Origin of the sequence: Pseudomonas sp. RIT-PI-AD (assembly GCF_025642785.1) — a bacterium.
GTDB lineage: Bacteria > Pseudomonadota > Gammaproteobacteria > Pseudomonadales > Pseudomonadaceae > Pseudomonas_T.
In genome coordinates this window covers 102,744-119,464 of record NZ_JANZKU010000008.1, presented here as the reverse complement: position 1 = coordinate 119,464, position 16,721 = coordinate 102,744, and the positions used below count along the sequence as shown (strand labels likewise).

Here is a 16,721-nt window from a genome sequence, read left to right as displayed (position 1 = left end):
CATCCAACAGACTAAGCCCCCAACCAACACGCGACATAGAAGCTATCTGCTGCTACTGCTATGGAGCATTGTTAGTATATGTATAACGCCAAAAGGAGCACAAGCCGTAAACGGCGGGTTTTTTCCATTCGGTCGATTGCAACGCGTCCGAAGCTAATGGAGTGGGCGCCGGGACAGCAATCGCTTGATCCGCCGCTGCTGGGCATAGGGGATGCTGCCCAGAATCCTGCCCAGCAGCGGTGCCTCCCTCAGCCTCAGCGCCAGTGCCAGAAGCCATTGCCGCGAGCCTGCCGTGGAATCCTTGCGAAAGAACGAACGATGACAGCGCGCCAGGCCCTCCATCGGCACCCTCTCCGCCCGCGGCGCCGGCCATTGGACCTCGGCCAGGTAACCCGCCCCATAAAAATGCGCCGGGGAGGGCTGATGCCAAGACTCTCGCGACCCAGCAGCTAGAAGCTGCCGTATCTCCAGCAGCCTGGACAGCCAGGTTTCACTGCTCACAGGATGGACCTCCAGCCAGCTCGCGGGGCGCCCTTCGAGGCGATCGTGGAAAGCCCCGATATCGGTGGCGAGCACCGGCAACCCTGCCTCCAGGGCGGCGCTCAAAGTGTAGCTCCAGGTTTCCGGCCATTGGACGGGAAACCAGACGAGATGGGGACGCTCGCGCCGGATCGACTCCTGTAGCCGTTCATCCCTGTAGGGACCGAGCTGGCGCACCGAATCGCCGAGGGGGATATGGGCCGTCCCCAGGAGCACGAACTCCAGCGGCAAGCCTGCACGCCGAGCCCTGTCCGCGACGGATCGCAACGCTTCGGCGCCCTTCTCCCGCCCCAGCGCGCCCAGGCACAGGACACGCAATGCCTGCCCCTCAGCCAGGCCCGGTGACGACGGCGCCGGATAGAACCCGAAAAGCTCCCGGTCCGGATGGGCACGAACATCGAGCCGCAGCCAGGGCAGCGCCCTGTGCAGATGACGACCGGCCTCGGCGGTGGGCACGATACAGCGTTGGGCCTGGCGGGCCAGGCGTTGCAGGCAGGCCGCCTGCTGTGGGTCCGTCTGGTCATCCGCGAGCGACGGATCCAGCGCCTCATCGTAGCGCCCCGCCCGGTTGGCCAGGGTGGGGTTGCCGTTGATGATCGCGTAGTCGTGCAAGGTGAGGTCGCAGGGCAGCGCGAGGCGCTCGAGCAGCGGCCAGGTGGCCATCGGGAAGCCGGCGACGTGGTGAACGTGCAAGCGCCCGACCCCGGCCGCCTGCAGAATCCCGACAAGCATCTCTTCATCCCGGTCGACGAGGGAGAAAAGCAGCGTCTCCGGCTTGGACTCGCCGATCTCCAGCTCCAGCGTATCGGCGCGCTCGCCTGGGCGCAGCACCAGCACCCAGGCCTTGCCGGACAGCAAATCGCGCAACTCGCGCACATGCCGCTCGACGCCACCGCCCATGCGGTGCGTCACCATCAGGATCACCGGCACGCCCGAGCCGCGCATCAGTTCGAGCGACAGCGCGATCCGTGCCGGGCCTGCCGGGTCCCGCCGCAACCAGCCCAGCAGCGCCCGGGGGTAATCCGGGTAACGCCGATGCAGCAGGCCTTCCGCCGCCAGGCGCCGGGCGTCTCCCTCGGCGGCGCCGAAGCTGGCCTGCCCCTCGTGGAAGACATAGGTATCGCAAGCCAGCAGATTGACGAAGCCCGCGCCGACGGCGCGCCGGCAGAAGTCGGTTTCTTCCCCATAGCCGCGCCCAAAGCTGGGGACGTCCAGGGGTCCCACGCGGCGCAGGCATTCCTTCTTTATATAGAGGCAGAAGCCAACGCCGGTGGGCAGCTCGATACCGACGCCCGGGTTGGCCCTGGCAGCGGCCGCATCCAGGCGGACGACATCCAGCAAAGGATTGCGCTGGCACGCATCCGCGAAAGGCAGGCTACAGATGCTCGCGTTATTGGAGAACGGTGTGACGGTACCGACGTCTGCCCTGGAATGCGCCAGGGCATGCAACTTGTCCAGCCAACCCGGGGGAACCAGGGTGTCGGCATTGAGCAGCACCACGTCGGCGTCGGCCCAGTCGCTTTCGGCGAGAAACGCAAGGCCGCTGTTGACCGCGGAAGGAAAGCCCAGGTTGGCGGGGTGCTCGATCAACGAAAAGCGCTCCGAGGCGGCCTGCTCCTGGAGCGTCGCGACCAGTTCTCCATCCGGACTGGCGTCGTTCACCACCACGGCCCGCCAGCGCACGCGCCCGGCGCGGTCGGCGCGGCCGGCGAACAGGCTGTCCAGGCAGCCCAGGGTCTGCGCCCGGCCGGAATACACCGGCACGATCACCGCTACGCGCGGCGCGTCGGAAGGGTCGAGCGGGTTGATCGATGACGCGGACAAAGTGGCTCCAATGTTCAGGTTTGCCGGGAACGGGCGGCAAGCGCCTCGCACACCGCAGGGTTAGACAGGGCGCGAGCGGGCTCGAAAGCGCTCGCCCATCAGGCACAGGCCCGCCAAGCCGGCGATCCCCTGCATGCACAAGCCGATGCCGAACAGGACGGTATGCTTCTGCACTTCTATATAGCCATCGCCGAACACCGAGGAGAGTAACGCGTACAGGCTCAGCGAGCCGCCCAACGCGGCCAACCCCAGCAGGCCGCGCAAGGTCTCGCGGGAAGGGAGGGATTCTATCCTCCGCGGGAGGAACAAGGCGACGGCCGCCGCCAGCCCGAATGCGCATCCCGCCAGGAAGAGCCCCCTGAACAGGGCCAGGGGAAGGCTGGCCAGATGGGTGGTGAACGAGGTCTGCCTAACCAGGCGGTGGTCATCCTCCACGAAGCCCGCCCGGCCCTGGGTATTCGCCAGGTAGGTCGGATAGAGCGGGCGCGCCTGGCGCAGGCCCTCGGCGAGCGGATGGAAGAAAGTCGCGGGCTGCTCCAGGAACAAGCGGATCAGGCGCGGAAAGGTCGCGTTCATGATCTCCGGGCAGGGCTTTTCCTGAACACCCTCGAAGCTGTACCAGGTCTTTCCAGACAGCGCGCCGCAGTTCGGTGGCAGGTTCAGGATGCGCAGCGCGCGCTCGGGTTCGGGTGCGGCGGGCAGGACCGCGCCGAACACCGTATCGACCCGGTTGGCGACCCGATAGCCGGCCAGCAACTGGTTGCTGGACTGATTGAGATACAGATAGCCCGCCGGCAGCGCCAGGGCCAGGCCGAACAGCGCCGCGACCAGCACCGGCTTCGCCCGCTGCGAGCACAGCCACATGCCATAGAAACACGCCAGGAAGCTGGCGAGGAACACGTACTGGAGCTTACTGAGGCCCAGCCAGACCAGCGCCAGCAGCAGGATTACCTGCGTTGGCAGGTCGCGACGCCCGGGTTGGGCGAACCGCGACACCATCGCCAGCACCGCCAGCACGCCCGCGCTGATCACGGAAAAATCGGTGTACAGGGTGTTCACGTAGCCCAGATAGGCCATGTCGCCGAACACCAGCGCGAACAGCAAGGCGCTCCAGAAGCGCAGCACGGCGGGCATGCGCGCCAGCAGGAGGACGGCGAGCATCCCCAGCAGCGCGACTTTGGGCACGGCTATCCAGGCCCAGGAAAGGAAGTCCCCCGGCGAATGCCAGGCGCTGGCGAACCAGGGGAACAGGTTGTCGCTGGAAAACAGGCAAGTGGCCGGCAACGTCTCGCCGTCGTAGAGCAGCCGGGCGGACGTCGACAAATAGCTGCCGGCGTACTTGGGCACGCCCTCGACGAATTGCCAGAGTCCGAAACAGGCCGATTGCCGCACGTAGTCGTAGCTGTTGGCATAGCCATACACCGGCTCGCCGAGGACCACCCAGCACATTTTCAGCATGCCCAGGCCGAACACCAGCCAGGCCATTGCATCGAGCGCGAGGTGCTTGCGAATAAGCCTTTCCATGAATCCTCTGGAGTCGCTCCTGCGCGAAGCCGCGCCCACCGGGGTACCGCGGACGACGAGAAGAGGCCGCGCCGGGGCGGGCGGCATTCTATGACAAGTCGTCGCGCTTAGGCAGGCTCGGCGCGCGCGAAGGGCTGCGCCGGAAACCCCTGCGCTCAGTGCAAGCGGAATCGCGCGGTGTTTTCCGCGAGCGCCTGGCTGCCGCGATGCAACTGCTCCGCCGCGCCGCGCACCGATTGGGCGCCGTCCAGCAGAAGCACGGCCGCGGCATCGACCCGCTGTATATTGCCGCTCACTTCGTCCGCGGTGGACGCCTGTTGCTCGGCAGCGGTGGCGATCTGGGCCAATCGATCGCTGACCCGCAGCACCGACTCGGCGATCCCCTGCAAATCGTCGCCCATCGCCACTACGCTGCCGACGTCGCCCTCGGCCTGCCGATAAGCCTCCTCCATCAGGTTCACCGCCTGCACCACCACGCCCTGCAAGGCGCTCACGGTCTGTCCGATTTCCTGGGTGGAGTCCTGGGTGCGCTGCGAGAGGCTGCGAACCTCGTCGGCGACCACCGCGAAGCCGCGCCCCTGCTCGCCGGCGCGGGCGGCCTCGATGGCGGCATTGAGTGCCAGCAGATTGGTCTGCTCGGCGATGCCCTTGATCACGTCGACGACGCGGTTGATCTGCTGCGCCTGCTCGCGCAACTGTTGCAACGCCTGCACGGTGCCGCCCAGGCGGGCGCTCAACTCACGCATGCTCGCGCCGGTGCGGGCGCTGCGCTGGCTGCTCTGGATGGCGACCTCGCGGGATTGCGCGGCCTCCTGGGCCGCGCCCTCGCAACTCTCCGCCACGCTGCGGGCGGTGGCCGCCAGCTGATGGGCGGCGGCGGCGATCTGGCTGACCTGCGCCTGCTGGTTCTCCACCGAGCCCAGGGTTTCCTCGGCCTGGCTTTTCAGCGAGGCTGCGGTCCCGCCCAGTTGCTGGCTTTCCCGGTCGACGCCGAGCAACGACTCGCGCAACTGCACCAGGGCCGCGTTCATCGCGCCGGCGATCACCGCGAGGTCGTCGCGCCCGTGCACCCCGGCGCGCACCCGTAGGTCGCCGGCGCGCAGCCCTTCGGCCGCCTCGGTGATGCTAGCGGTCCCCTGGCGTATCGAGGCATTGAGGCAAAGCAGCATGTACAGCGCCAGCAGCGTCAGCACGGCGAAGGCACCGATCACCTCGGCCATGCTGACCAGCGCTTCCCGGCGATACTCGACGATGCGCTGGGTGAAACGCTCGGCGAACGCCTGCTGCAGGGCGTCCAGGTCGCCGGCCAGGCGGCTCACCGCCTCCAGGAAGTCCGAGGGCGTGATGCTGAACGGATTGGCCTCGAAGATATGCTGGTCGACCTGGGCGAGGAAGGCGGCCAGCGCTTTGTCGGCCCGCTCCAAGGGCGCCTCTATCGGTTGCAGCGTTTCCGGCGAGCGCTGGCTCAGGGTGAGCTGGGCCTTGTGCAACTGGCCGACCGAATCGTCCAGCGAACGCCGCAGGTCGCGGATCAGCACCCGGCTCTGCAAGGTGAAGTGCTGGGAGACCACGGCGCCATGGCCATTGCTGGCGAAGGCGCCGAGCTGGTCAAGCAGGCGCGGCTGGGTGTAAGTCAGCTGCTCCATCAACAGGTAGGTATCCAGCCAGGGGTCGAGGATCAGTCCGCTTTCGGTGGCCACCTGCTCGCGCAGCGCCTGCAATTGCTGCAGCGTACCCTCGTACCGATCCAGCGCATCGGGCAACGCCAGCTTGCCGAGCGCCTCGAGGCCCAGGTCGCCCCGGCGCGCGCGCAACGCCGCGAAGAGTTGCTGGCTCTGTTCGCCGAGGCGCTCGTCCTTCAGTTGCGCCGCCACCTTGTCCAAGGCGGCGTCCAGTTGCCCCTCCTGCTGCTGCAACAAGGCCTGCGCCTGCTGCTCGGTGCCCTTCCAGCGCGCCAGGAGAATGCGTTGGTCGTCCAGGGCGCGCTGTACGCCGGCGAGCGTCTGGATCACCCGCATGCCGCTCAGCTCGCCATCCATGGATTGCAGGCGGGCGCGGTAGTCGGTGGCCATGACCCACAACGCGTAGCCCAACGGCAGGATGGAGAGGATGAACAGCAGCTGGAACTTGCGTGCGAAGCTGAACCCTTCCAGCAGACGCACACCCGGCTTGAGCACAGCGATCATGGTCGACCTCGTTGCAGTTCGGCCCCTGGAGCGAAAGAGGCCCGATGGATCCCGCTACGCAAGAGCCGCGCCATGCACCGGCACGGGCTCCGATGGGGCTTTCCGGCCGGGGACGCCCAGTCGAATGATAGCCATGCGCCACAATATCGCACGCCAGGGACCGAGCTACCCGAAAACGGGCGTATCGCGCCCGGGCGGAAACGGCGCGCGGACCACCGGGCGCCCCGGCAGCCGGGCCTTCAACCGCCGACCCACGGCACCCCAGCCGCCTGATCCGCCTATCGCCGTACGACGGGGCGGCCACCGATCGCCTGGAATGCCTGTCGCGCCCCAATGGGGGCGGCGTCCGATACCCCGGAAACGCCGCCCAGGGCGCGCGAATCTTCCGACAGCGTAGCAGCGAGCGCGGCGCAGGACCTTTGGGCGGGCTCCCGCTTCCCGCGCCTCAGGGTGTCCGGCGCGACGCCAGGTGGCGTACGCCCTCCAGCACCAGCAGGAGCACCGCCAGCCAGATCGGCAGGAAGGTCAACCACTCCTCCGGCGCGATGGTTTCGCCCAGCGCCAGGGCCGCGGCCACCAGCAATACCGGCTCCACGTAGCCGAGCAGGCCGAACAGGCTGAAGGCCAGCGCCCGGCTGGCGAGGATGTAGCAGATCAGGGCGGACGCGCTGAGCATGCCCAGCACGGGGATCAGCCCGTAGAGCGCTGGCTTTTCGGCGAAGGTCAGGCCGATCGGTTCGCCGGCCTGGACGAACCACAGGGCCGCAGGCAGCATGAGGGCCATGTCGAACCAGAGGCCGCCCAGGTGGTCGGTGCGCAAGCGGCGGCGCAGCGCGAAATACAGGGGATAACCCAAGGCCACCAGCAGGGTTTCCCAGGACAGGCTGCCGACCTGGTAGAACGCATGGGCCACACCCATCGCCGCGCAGGCCGCGGCGGTTTTTTGCAGGCGTGACAGCCGATCCCCGTAGAGCAGGCGCCCGGTGAGGATCATGGTCAGCGGCAGGAGGAAATAGCCGAGGGACACGTGCAGGCCGCGGCCATGCAGCGGTGCCCAGAGAAACAGCCAGAGCTGCACGGCGATCAACCCCGACAGGACCAGCAGCCCGAGCAACAGCGCGGGCGTGCGGCGAATCCGTTGCGCGACGTCGCGGGCCAGCTGCCAATCCCCGCTGACCAGCATGAACAGGCTCACGCAGGGGAAGGTGAGCAACATCCGCCAGCCGAACACCTGCTCGCCGCTCAGCGGTGCCAGCAGGGTGGTATAGGAATACAGCACGGTGAACAGCACCGAGGCGATCACCGACAACGCCACACCCTTGGACACGCGGACCTCCCGATGCACGAAAAAGAGTCGCAGTGTAGAGGGTTTGCGCAAGCGATTGGCATCGGGCGAGAACACGTCGCGGGAAGCCGGGGGACTGGCGCGCCCTGCCCGGGCGCCAGCCACGCTGCACCGCCTCTCGACGCCGCCTTCCGGGCGTGCGGCTTTCGTGGAATAGTGGCCGACCCGCCGCTTTCCGTTGTCGCCGAGCCCCATGCCCAAAGACGCCCTGCCCGCGCTGATCCTCGCCCACCTCCAAGTCGACCTGGAACACGCCCAGCACGCGGCGCGGACCGCCTATGAGGCGGCCACCCACGAGGAAAACATCGCCGAGAACAAGTACGACACCCTGGGCCTGGAAGCTTCCTACCTGGCCACCGGGCAGGCGCGACGCGCCGATGAGATCCGCCGGGCGCTGGCGTCGTACCGGACGCTGCAAATCCGCCCCTGCACCCAGTGCATCCAGCTCACCACCCTGGTCACCCTGGCGGATGCGCAGGGCGACCGCCAACAGGTGTTTCTGGGTCCGGATGCGGCCGGCCTGACCCTGCGTTTAGACGGCCAGGAGGTTCGCGTCATCACGCCCCATTCCCCGCTCGGCGCCGCCTTGCTGGGTAAACGCGAGGGCGATGAAGTCGAATTGAGCATCGGCAATCGACGCCAATTCTACGAGGTGCTCCGCATCGCCTGAGCCTTCGCCTGGCGAGCCTCGAACCAGCTTTACTGATGGCCCCCGGCCAGCTTTCGTACCGCTTTGGGCTCAGACTACTCACCTGCAAGGCTACCGTTGGTCAGAATCGCCCCTGAAACCGCGCCCCTGAGGGTGCTGGCATATCGAAATGCCACCTTTTTTCAACGCCAAAAAACTCGCGCCAAAAAATCTTTTGCGGATAAGGCTTTGCCTTTTTCAAAAAAAGACAAATCCGAGAATTTAACTCGGGTATAGGGAATAAAAAGCGGCTGAATGTTTTTTTGACGCCAAAACCACGACGAATGGCGCTTAACCAAAACGGCCCGTTGCACGATAAAGCCAACGCGAACGCCCTATCCCGGGGCTTACAGGACAACCGTCCTGTTTCCACCATCGCTTGGTCCGTGTCACCGGCTGGAAGCCGAGTAAGTCTTACTGCCTCGAGGAAGAGATGTGTCCGACTGAGATTTCTCTCTGGAGAGTCAGTCATGATCGATTTGTCCACCTGGAACCTGTCCATTCCTGTCGGCGTTCCCGCCACCACCATTGCCACCCCGATGCTGGTCGGTGGTTTTCAGGACTACTACTTCAAGAGCAACACCGGCGGTGTGATTTTCTGGACCCCGGTGAATGGGTCGACCACGCAGAACGCCGCCTACCCGCGCAGTGAGCTGCGCGAGACCTTCGCCAGCGGCGGCCTGCGCAACTGGACCTACCCCGCCGCCGACAACTTCCTGTCCGCCGGCCTGAAGGTCAACCAGGTCCCCTCGAGCGGCAAGATGGTGGTGGGCCAGATCCACGCGTACAACAGCGACAAGCCGATGCTCAAGCTGGAATACCAGTACAAGCCCAAGACCAAGACCGGCAACCTGGTGGCGAAGATCCGCTTCACCCCCTACGACGCGGAGGGGGCGGTATACACGCTGCTGCAAGGCATTCCGCTGAACCAGCGCTTCACCTACAGCCTCAACCTGACGCCCACCGGGATGCTCAACATCAAGCTGAACGGCAGCACCTGGTCGACCCAGTTGTCCTCCACCTGGGCACCCAAGCCGCTGTACTTCAAGGCAGGCGTTTACATCCAGGACAACAGCGGCTACGAGACCGAAGCCGGCAGCGCGACTTTCGACCAATTGCTGATCGAACACCGCGCGCTGGCCGCCAAGCGCTGAGGGCCCGACTTATGGGACTCAAGCCCGCAAGTCGCGCCAGGTGAGGTAGACCCGGGCATCGAACTCGTACTGGTGATAGCCCGGTAGCATGTACTCGCAGAGCTGGTAGAACGCCTTGTTGTGGGCGAACTCCTTCAAATGGGCCAGCTCGTGAACCACGATCATCTGCAGGAACTCGGGCGCCGCGTCCTTGAACAGCGAGGCGATCCGGATTTCCTTCTTCGCCTTCAACTTGCCGCCCTGCACCCGCGAGACCGCGGTATGCAGGCCGAGCGCGCGCTGCACCACGTCGAGCTTGTTGTCGTAGAGCACCTTGTCCAGCGCCGGCGCGTTGCGCAGATGCTCCTGCTTCAGCGCCGCCGTGTAGGCATACAGGGCCTTGTCGCTCTGGATTTCGTGCCGGGCCGGGTAGCGGCGCTGCAGATAATCCTCCAGGCGGCCTTCGGCGATCAGCCGGCGGACCTGGTCCTGGACGGAAGCGGGATAGGCGGAGAGGTAGGTCAGCGCGGTCATGATCGGCGGGCGAAACGGTCGGGGGCGGCAGTTTAGCCGAATCGCCCCGCCATGGGCCGCCGGGCAGCCGATGGCTACCCGGACGGCGTTCACACCCTCGGCCGCGGGGCGCGGATGAACCGCGTCCCGCGTGCCCGTCAGCGCAACGGCGGACGCGCCAGGCTGGCCTTTTCGTCCAGCAGCCGCTGGTGGGCGCTGGCATGAGGACGCGCCTCGCGAAGGCTATCGGCCTCGGCCGCCTTGGCGAGTTGCCGGGCGGCGCGTGGACGGCTGTTCCAGTCGGCGATCAACTGGTCGCGCCAGGCCGGGTAGTAGCCACCGTGGACCTGTTCCACCTGGGCCAGGGCCTCCTGGTAGCCGGCCAGGTCGTTGCGCCGCAGGTAGCCGGCCAGTGCCAGGTGGCGCTGCGGGTCGAAGGTCTGCAGGTAACGGTGCAGGGTGTAGGACCAGTGGTAGACCATGCTGCTGCCGCTCTCGTAGGACAGGTTGAGGATCTCCTTGACCCCCGGACGCTGGGAGGGCTCGCTCTGGCTGATGTCGTCCAGACCACGGGGGAAGGCATCGCCCCAGGCGAGGTATTCGGCCAGGCCCTCGGACCACCAGGTGGTCAGGTTCAGCGGGTAATGGCCGAAGGGACCGTACTGGTCGAAGCGCCCGTCCAGGTAATGCACGTATTCGTGGTTGAGGTTCCATACCTGCCAGGTCGGGGTGGCCCGCTCATAGGCGAAGAAACGCGCCTGGTTGGCCGGGTCGGCCGGGTCGCCCTCGATGTAGATGCCGCCGTTGTCGGTGCTGACGCCATACAGCAGGCCGGCGTACTTCTGGTACTGCTCGGCGCTGGAGAACACCACCAGTTCCAGGGCCTGGTTGTAGTCGTCGGCCACCGGCTGGTTGCCGGTCTGCATGATGCGGTGGAAGTCCTGCTCCTGGGTCGCCAGGCTCTGGCAGATCTGGGTGAGATGGGGCGCATCGAGTTTCTGCGCGCGGACCTTCAGGGTGGGCCCGCAGACGTGGGTCTGCGGCAACACCTCGCCGATCTCGAAGCGGTGGCAGAGCCCCTCGAACCGGCTGGAACAACTGTTTTCCACGTCGTCGCGGTAGGCGAACTCGACGTAATAGCTGCGGAAGTTGCTCTTCAGCTCCAGATCGTCGAGCTTGCCGCCGCCCAGGTGAGCCTGCATCACCCGTCGCGCCGCCTGGTCGGCCTGCGCGCCCCAGGCCGCGTCGCCAAGGCCGTGGAGCTTGCCCAGGGCCTCGATGGCGTTCATCACGATGAAGCCGTCATTGTTGCGCCACAACGCGTTGTGACCGCTGCCCAGCCGCGCGATGGCCTCGAGGAAGCGCGGCTCCGCCGCCACCGCCTCGCGCAGCGCGCCGGTGGCGTAGCCGAAGCGATCGAACAGGTTGAGGGTCTCGAACACCGCGTCGGCGTAGCTGTTCTCGGCGCTGAGCGTCGGCACCGCATCCAGGTGCTCGAGCAGCGCCAGCAGGCGCGGCAAGTGACGCACCAGCGCCGCGCTGCCCTCGCCCGAGGCGAGGCCGCCGAGAGCCACCACGTAGCCTTCGAGCACCGCGCCGGAGGCCGCCTGGTAGACCAGCAGGTCCTTCATCTGCGCCACTTGGTAGAGCGCCCGCTCGATCATCGCCTGCTGCGCCGGATCGGCCTTGCCCAGGCCGTGGTAGTAGTTGTAGGCCCGCAGGAAGTACAGCAGGCGGTCCAGGTCCGGGTCCTCCATCGCCTGCTGGCGGGCGAGGAAGTCGATGGCCGCCAGTACGTCCTCCAGTCGCCCGGCCTTGCGGTGGTCGAAGGTTTCGACGAAGAACTCGTTGTCCAGCACTTCGCGCACCAGCGGGGAGAAGTCGTCCTTGCTGTGCAGCGTCGGATCGAGCGGCGGGTCCTGCGGCGGCTCGGGCTCGGCGGAACCCGAGGCGTGCAGGTCGAGCCGGACCTGGAGGATGCTGGAATGGGCGCGGCCGTCGCTGACGCGGAAAGCGAAGCTGTCCTGGCCGTCCTCGTCGCGGGCGGCGCGGTAGCGGTACTGGCCGGTCTGCACGTCGAGCCGCAGCGAGCCCAAGCGCGGCCAGTCGATCACCGCATAGCTCAGCGCATCGCCATCGGCGTCGCGGGCGATCAGTTGACCGGTCACTTCGCGGCTGGCATCGACCCGCTGGGTCTGGTCGCTCGCCACCGGCGCGCGATTGCCGTCGCGGCCATCCTGCGCCAGCAGGGTCAATTGCACGGTGGCGGTGTCCGACCAGGCCTGGCCGTCGGTGGCGCGGTACTCGAAGGAATCGTGGCCGGCCTCGGCGCTGGGGGTGTAGCGGTAGCGTCCGGTGTTCCAGTCCAGGGTCAGGCTGCCGGAACGCGGTTGCCGGGTGATGGCGTAGGTGATGCGGTCCAGATCGGCGTCGCGCGCCCAGATCCAGCTGCTGTGGGGCTGCCCGGCGGCGATGTACTCGGCGTGGCCGCGAACCTCGGGGGCCTGGTTGGCCTGGGCGATCGCCACGGCGAAGGGGCTGAGGCCGATCAGCAAGGCGCCGCGGCACAGCATGAAAGAGGTTTCCTTGAGCATGGGAAGGCTCCGCTCTCTGGTTGTGGGAGCCGGGAGCCTAGCCAAATGACGAATCGCGCAACGTGCAAAACAGCACGTTCGTACCTATTTCTCGACGAAATTGGTACTCGGGTTCCAATTCTGCGAAAACCGTCGCAACCCTCGCCGGCCGTCGCGCAGGACGGCGCGGGACGTGCTACGCGGACACGAAAAAGCCCGCGCGCGGCGGGCTCTTCGGTAACGCGCGGCTCAGTTGACCTGGGGTTTCAACTCGCCCTTGGCATAGCGCAGGTACATGTCGTCCAGGGAGATCGCCTTGATCTTCGACGCGTGCCCGGCGGTGCCGAACGCCTCGTAGCGGGCGATGCAGATGTCGCGCATGGCCTCGACGGTCTTCGCCAGGTATTTGCGCGGGTCGAACTCGCTGGGGTTCTTCGCCATGAAGCGGCGGATCGCCCCGGTGGACGCCAGGCGCAGGTCGGTGTCGATGTTCACCTTGCGCACGCCGTACTTGATGCCCTCGACGATCTCCTCCACCGGGACGCCGTAGGTCTCTTTGATGTCGCCACCGAACTCGTTGATGATCGCCAGCCAGTCCTGTGGCACCGAGGACGAACCGTGCATCACCAGGTGGGTGTTGGGGATGCGGGTATGGATCGCCTTGATCCGGTCGATGGCGAGGATGTCGCCGGTGGGCGGCTTGGTGAACTTGTAGGCGCCGTGGCTGGTGCCGATGGCGATGGCCAGGGCGTCTACCTGGGTCTTCTTGACGAAGTCCGCGGCTTCCTCCGGGTCGGTGAGCATCTGGCTGTGGTCCAGGGTGCCTTCCGCGCCGATGCCATCCTCTTCACCGGCCTGGCCGGTTTCCAGGGAGCCCAGGCAACCCAGCTCGCCTTCCACGGACACGCCGCAGGCATGGGCCATGGCGACGGTTTCCTGGGTGACGCGCACGTTGTACTCGTAGTCCGCCGGGGTCTTGCCGTCCTCGCGCAGCGAGCCGTCCATCATCACCGAGCTGAAGCCCAGCTGGATCGAGCGCTGGCAGACCGCCGGGCTGGTGCCGTGGTCCTGGTGCATGCACACCGGGATGTGCGGGAATTCTTCGATGGCGGCGAGGATCAGGTGGCGCAGGAAGGGCGCGCCAGCGTATTTGCGGGCGCCGGCGGAGGCCTGCACGATCACCGGGGAATCGGTCTTGTCGGCCGCTTCCATGATGGCGCGCATCTGTTCCAGGTTATTGACGTTGAAAGCCGGTACGCCATAGCCGAATTCGGCGGCGTGATCCAGCATCTGGCGCATGCTGATGAGTGCCATTGTCTTGCAGTCTCCCAAGTGGGTGGGCTGTTTTCGATGTGAAGCCTGCCGCAGCGGCAGGTCTCGTTCAACTCGATCGGGCCGGGCCTGCCCCGGAGCCGATGCGGCCGCGCCAGGCGCGACCGCGGGATTTCGTACGGCCGGCCCTCAGTGGGCCTTGCAGCCGCGGCCGATCAGGTCGTCGGTGGCGACCCAGTAGACCAGTCCCTGTTCGCCTTGCAGGTCGAACGCGAGACGTCCGTCGGTATAGAAGGCGCCAGAGGCCGCCGGTTCCTTTTCCAGGTGATGCACGACGTCGCCTTCGCCCAAGCGCAGGTCGACGATGGAGTGCCCGGCATCCACGTAGCGCCAGAGCACCTCGGCCTCGCTGTCGCAAACCCAGCGGGTCCAGTCGTCGGCGTCCCGCTGGCCGGCGCAACCGGCCAGCAACGCGAGAAGCACCAGGGTCATGCCCGTTTTCATCCGCCAATCCTCGGTGGACGCCGGGTTCCCGGCGCTGCATCCATTGATGAGGCCGGCAATGCCGCCCTCGTGACTTTCGCCGCGCCGCCCGGGGCCAGGCCTTAGGGGCAACGCTGTTCCGCCTGACCGCTGCCGGTCGGGTCGCCGGTACTCTGCGCCTCGACCCGTTGATCGTCCTGGTTCGAAGGCAGGATCACCTGCGAGGGGCTGATCACTTCGCAGGTATTGACGGACGAACCGCCCGCGCAACCGGCCAAGCTGAAACAAAGGGTGAAGAATACGAGCGCGTTACGCATGGCGAGAACTCCTGTCTATGGTCCTTAAGGTAAGGACCACGACCTCCCGCCATCGTTTGGCCGGTCTCACCCGCGCCGTTCGAGCACCTCGACCGCCGGCAGGACCTTGCCCTCGACGAATTCGAGGAAGGCGCCGCCGCCGGTGGAAATATAGGAAATTCGCTCGCCGACGCCATATTTGTCGATGGCCGCCAGGGTATCGCCGCCGCCGGCGATGGAGAAGGCCGGGCTGTCCGCGATGGCCAGCGCCAAAGTGCGGGTACCGTTGCCGAACTGATCGAACTCGAACACACCGACCGGGCCGTTCCACAGGATGGTCTTGGCGGCCTTGAGCAGTTCGGCGAACTGCGCGGCGGTCTGTGGGCCGATGTCGAGGATCATGTCGTCGTCGGCGACGTCGGCGATGGCCTTGACCGTCGCCTCGGCATCCTCGGCGAACGCCTTGGCCACCACCACGTCCACCGGCAGCGGCACGCTGACCTTGGCGGCGATGGCCTTGGCGGTGTCCAGCAGGTCCGCCTCGTAGAGCGACTTGCCGACCTTGTAGCCAGCCGCGGCGAGGAAGGTGTTGGCGATGCCGCCGCCAACGATCAACTGGTCGCAGATGCCGCTCAGGCTGTTGAGCACGTCGAGCTTGGTGGACACCTTGGACCCGGCGACGATCGCCGTCATGGGTTTTTCCGGGGCGCGCAGGGCCTTGCCCAGGGCCTCCAGCTCGGCCGCCAGCAATGGGCCGGCCGCGGCGATCTTGGCGAACTTGGCCACGCCGTGGGTCGAGCCCTCGGCGCGGTGGGCAGTGCCGAAGGCATCCATGACGAACACGTCGCACAGCTTGGCGTAGCGCTGCGCCAGCTCGTCGTCGTCCTTCTTCTCGCCCTTGTTGAAACGCACGTTCTCGAACAGCACCACCTGGCCAGGTTCCACCTCGACGCCGTCGAGGTAGTCCGCCAGCAGCGGCACGTCGCGGCCGAGGGCGCGACTCAGGTAGTCGGCCACCGGCTTGAGGCTGTTCTCTTCGGAGTATTCGCCTTCGGTGGGACGCCCGAGGTGCGAGCAGACCATCACCGCGGCGCCCTTCTCCAGGGCCAGGCGAATGCTCGGCAACGCGGCGAGGATGCGCGCATCGCTCTTCACCACGCCATCCTTCACCGGCACGTTGAGATCTTCGCGGATCAGCACGCGCTTACCCTGGAGATCGAGGTCGGTCATCTTCAGCACGGTCATGGAATTCAGTCCTTTGGGGCTGTTGTCGGGGCTGCGACGCGCAGGTAATGGCCGGCGACGTCGAGCATACGGTTGGCGAAGCCCCATTCGTTATCGAACCAGGCCAGCAGGTTCACCAGCCGGGGGCCGGAGACACGGGTCTGACTGCCGTCGACGATCGCCGAATGGGGGTCGTGGTTGAAATCGCAACTGGCGTGGGGCAACTCGGTGTAGGCCAGCAACCCCTGCAGCGGGCCGTGCCGCGAGGCCTCGCGCAGCACCCGGTTGACCTCCTCGGCGGTGGTATCGCGCGCCGTTTGCAGGGTGATATCCAGCGCGGACACGTTCACCGTGGGTACACGCACCGCTTTGGCCTGGATACGCCCGGAGAGTTCCGGCAGCAGGCGCTCGATGCCCCGCGCCAGACCAGTGGACACTGGGATCACCGACTGGAAGGCCGAGCGCGTGCGGCGCAGATCCTCGTGGTGATAGGCGTCGATCACCGGCTGGTCGTTCATCGCCGAGTGGATGGTGGTGATCGACACATAGTCCAGGCCGATCGCTTCGTTCAGCACCTTGAGCAGCGGCACGCCGCAGTTGGTGGTGCAGGACGCGTTGGACACCAGCCGCTCGTGGCCGCGCAGGTCCTGGTGGTTGACCCCGTAGACCAGGGTGGCGTCGATGTCCGCCTCGCTGGCCATCGGCTGCGAGAACAGCACCCGCGGCGCCCCGGCATCGAGGAACCGCTGGCCGTCGGCGCGGGTGTGGTAGGCGCCGGAGCACTCCAGCACCAGGTCGATGCCCAGCGCGGACCAGTCGATGCCTTCCGGGGTGGCGCTGCGCAGCACCTTCACGCAATCGCCGTTGATGTGCAGGCAATCGCCTTCCACGTGCACGTCGCCGGGGAAACGGCCGTGGGTGGAATCGAAGCGGGTGAGGTATTCCAGGCTGGCCTGGTCCGCCAGGTCGTTCAGCGCGACGATTTCGAAACCGGCGCCGGCGCCCCGCTCGTAGAGCGCGCGCAACACGCAACGGCCGATGCGGCCGTAACCGTTCAGGGCGACTTTGTAGGCAGGCTTGGACATGGGCATTCCGCGTCGGTCGAGCGTGAATCGTAGGC

General features: G+C 66.6%; 13 protein-coding genes. 2 read left to right on the top strand and 11 right to left on the bottom strand.

Annotated features, from left to right (window positions below; all coding sequences use genetic code 11):
• Nucleotides 1-153 precede the first annotated feature (153 nt).
• The 4 genes from OGL92_RS09650 to rarD form a co-directional block, all read right to left on the bottom strand.
• Nucleotides 154-2,364, bottom strand: a complete 2,211-nt coding sequence (locus OGL92_RS09650) for a glycosyltransferase (protein ID WP_263143228.1) — start codon at nt 2,362-2,364, stop codon at nt 154-156.
• Between the two features lie 60 nt (nt 2,365-2,424).
• The gene (locus OGL92_RS09645) at nt 2,425-3,888 is read right to left on the bottom strand and encodes a hypothetical protein (protein ID WP_263143227.1); all 1,464 of its coding nucleotides are present in this window, start codon (nt 3,886-3,888) and stop codon (nt 2,425-2,427) included.
• Nucleotides 3,889-4,043: 155 nt separating this feature from the next.
• Nucleotides 4,044-6,074: a methyl-accepting chemotaxis protein gene (locus OGL92_RS09640; RefSeq protein ID WP_263143226.1), complete on the bottom strand. Its 2,031-nt coding sequence runs from the start codon at nt 6,072-6,074 to the stop codon at nt 4,044-4,046.
• 445 nt (nt 6,075-6,519) lie between these two features.
• On the bottom strand, nt 6,520-7,401 hold the full coding sequence (rarD, locus tag OGL92_RS09635) for an EamA family transporter RarD (protein ID WP_263143224.1): 882 nt from the start codon (nt 7,399-7,401) through the stop codon (nt 6,520-6,522).
• A gap of 211 nt (nt 7,402-7,612) precedes the next feature.
• Here rarD and OGL92_RS09630 point away from each other — a divergent pair, with 211 nt between their 5' ends.
• Together OGL92_RS09630 and OGL92_RS09625 are read left to right on the top strand one after the other, a co-directional pair.
• A complete protein-coding gene (locus OGL92_RS09630; protein ID WP_263143222.1) occupies nt 7,613-8,089 on the top strand; it encodes a GreA/GreB family elongation factor in 477 nt (158 codons plus the stop codon).
• Between the two features lie 488 nt (nt 8,090-8,577).
• Nucleotides 8,578-9,261, top strand: coding sequence for a polysaccharide lyase family 7 protein (locus tag OGL92_RS09625; protein WP_263143219.1), 684 nt, complete (start codon nt 8,578-8,580; stop codon nt 9,259-9,261).
• A gap of 18 nt (nt 9,262-9,279) precedes the next feature.
• On the opposite strand, the gene OGL92_RS09620 is transcribed toward OGL92_RS09625, so the two are convergent.
• The 7 genes from OGL92_RS09620 to epd all read right to left on the bottom strand — a co-directional run bounded on the left by OGL92_RS09620 (nt 9,280) and on the right by epd (nt 16,686).
• Nucleotides 9,280-9,774: a M48 family metallopeptidase gene (locus OGL92_RS09620; protein ID WP_263143218.1), complete on the bottom strand. Its 495-nt coding sequence runs from the start codon at nt 9,772-9,774 to the stop codon at nt 9,280-9,282.
• A gap of 137 nt (nt 9,775-9,911) precedes the next feature.
• On the bottom strand, nt 9,912-12,347 hold the full coding sequence (locus OGL92_RS09615) for a collagenase (RefSeq protein ID WP_263143216.1): 2,436 nt from the start codon (nt 12,345-12,347) through the stop codon (nt 9,912-9,914).
• Nucleotides 12,348-12,575: 228 nt separating this feature from the next.
• Nucleotides 12,576-13,640, bottom strand: a complete 1,065-nt coding sequence (fba, locus tag OGL92_RS09610) for a class II fructose-bisphosphate aldolase (protein ID WP_263143213.1) — start codon at nt 13,638-13,640, stop codon at nt 12,576-12,578.
• Between the two features lie 147 nt (nt 13,641-13,787).
• A complete protein-coding gene (locus tag OGL92_RS09605) occupies nt 13,788-14,102 on the bottom strand; it encodes an MliC family protein (RefSeq protein ID WP_263143211.1) in 315 nt (104 codons plus the stop codon).
• Nucleotides 14,103-14,203: 101 nt separating this feature from the next.
• A complete protein-coding gene (locus OGL92_RS09600) occupies nt 14,204-14,398 on the bottom strand; it encodes a hypothetical protein (protein ID WP_263143209.1) in 195 nt (64 codons plus the stop codon).
• A 66-nt stretch (nt 14,399-14,464) separates the two neighbouring features.
• Nucleotides 14,465-15,622: a phosphoglycerate kinase gene (locus OGL92_RS09595; RefSeq protein WP_263143208.1), complete on the bottom strand. Its 1,158-nt coding sequence runs from the start codon at nt 15,620-15,622 to the stop codon at nt 14,465-14,467.
• A gap of 5 nt (nt 15,623-15,627) precedes the next feature.
• Nucleotides 15,628-16,686, bottom strand: a complete 1,059-nt coding sequence (epd, locus tag OGL92_RS09590) for an erythrose-4-phosphate dehydrogenase (protein WP_263143207.1) — start codon at nt 16,684-16,686, stop codon at nt 15,628-15,630.
• Nucleotides 16,687-16,721: the final 35 nt, after the last annotated feature.

Bases quoted from the DNA above. Each gene is read 5' to 3' on its own strand.
- OGL92_RS09605 (WP_263143211.1), bottom strand. From the start codon at position 14,102: ATGAAAACGGGCATGACCCTGGTGCTTCTCGCGTTGCTGGCCGGTTGC.
- OGL92_RS09600 (WP_263143209.1), bottom strand. From the start codon at position 14,398: ATGCGTAACGCGCTCGTATTCTTCACCCTTTGTTTCAGCTTGGCCGGT.
- OGL92_RS09620 (WP_263143218.1), bottom strand. From the start codon at position 9,774: ATGACCGCGCTGACCTACCTCTCCGCCTATCCCGCTTCCGTCCAGGAC.
- OGL92_RS09625 (WP_263143219.1), top strand. From the start codon at position 8,578: ATGATCGATTTGTCCACCTGGAACCTGTCCATTCCTGTCGGCGTTCCC.
- OGL92_RS09630 (WP_263143222.1), top strand. From the start codon at position 7,613: ATGCCCAAAGACGCCCTGCCCGCGCTGATCCTCGCCCACCTCCAAGTC.
- fba (WP_263143213.1), bottom strand. From the start codon at position 13,640: ATGGCACTCATCAGCATGCGCCAGATGCTGGATCACGCCGCCGAATTC.
- OGL92_RS09615 (WP_263143216.1), bottom strand. From the start codon at position 12,347: ATGCTCAAGGAAACCTCTTTCATGCTGTGCCGCGGCGCCTTGCTGATC.
- OGL92_RS09640 (WP_263143226.1), bottom strand. From the start codon at position 6,074: ATGATCGCTGTGCTCAAGCCGGGTGTGCGTCTGCTGGAAGGGTTCAGC.
- OGL92_RS09645 (WP_263143227.1), bottom strand. From the start codon at position 3,888: ATGGAAAGGCTTATTCGCAAGCACCTCGCGCTCGATGCAATGGCCTGG.
- epd (WP_263143207.1), bottom strand. From the start codon at position 16,686: ATGTCCAAGCCTGCCTACAAAGTCGCCCTGAACGGTTACGGCCGCATC.
- OGL92_RS09595 (WP_263143208.1), bottom strand. From the start codon at position 15,622: ATGACCGTGCTGAAGATGACCGACCTCGATCTCCAGGGTAAGCGCGTG.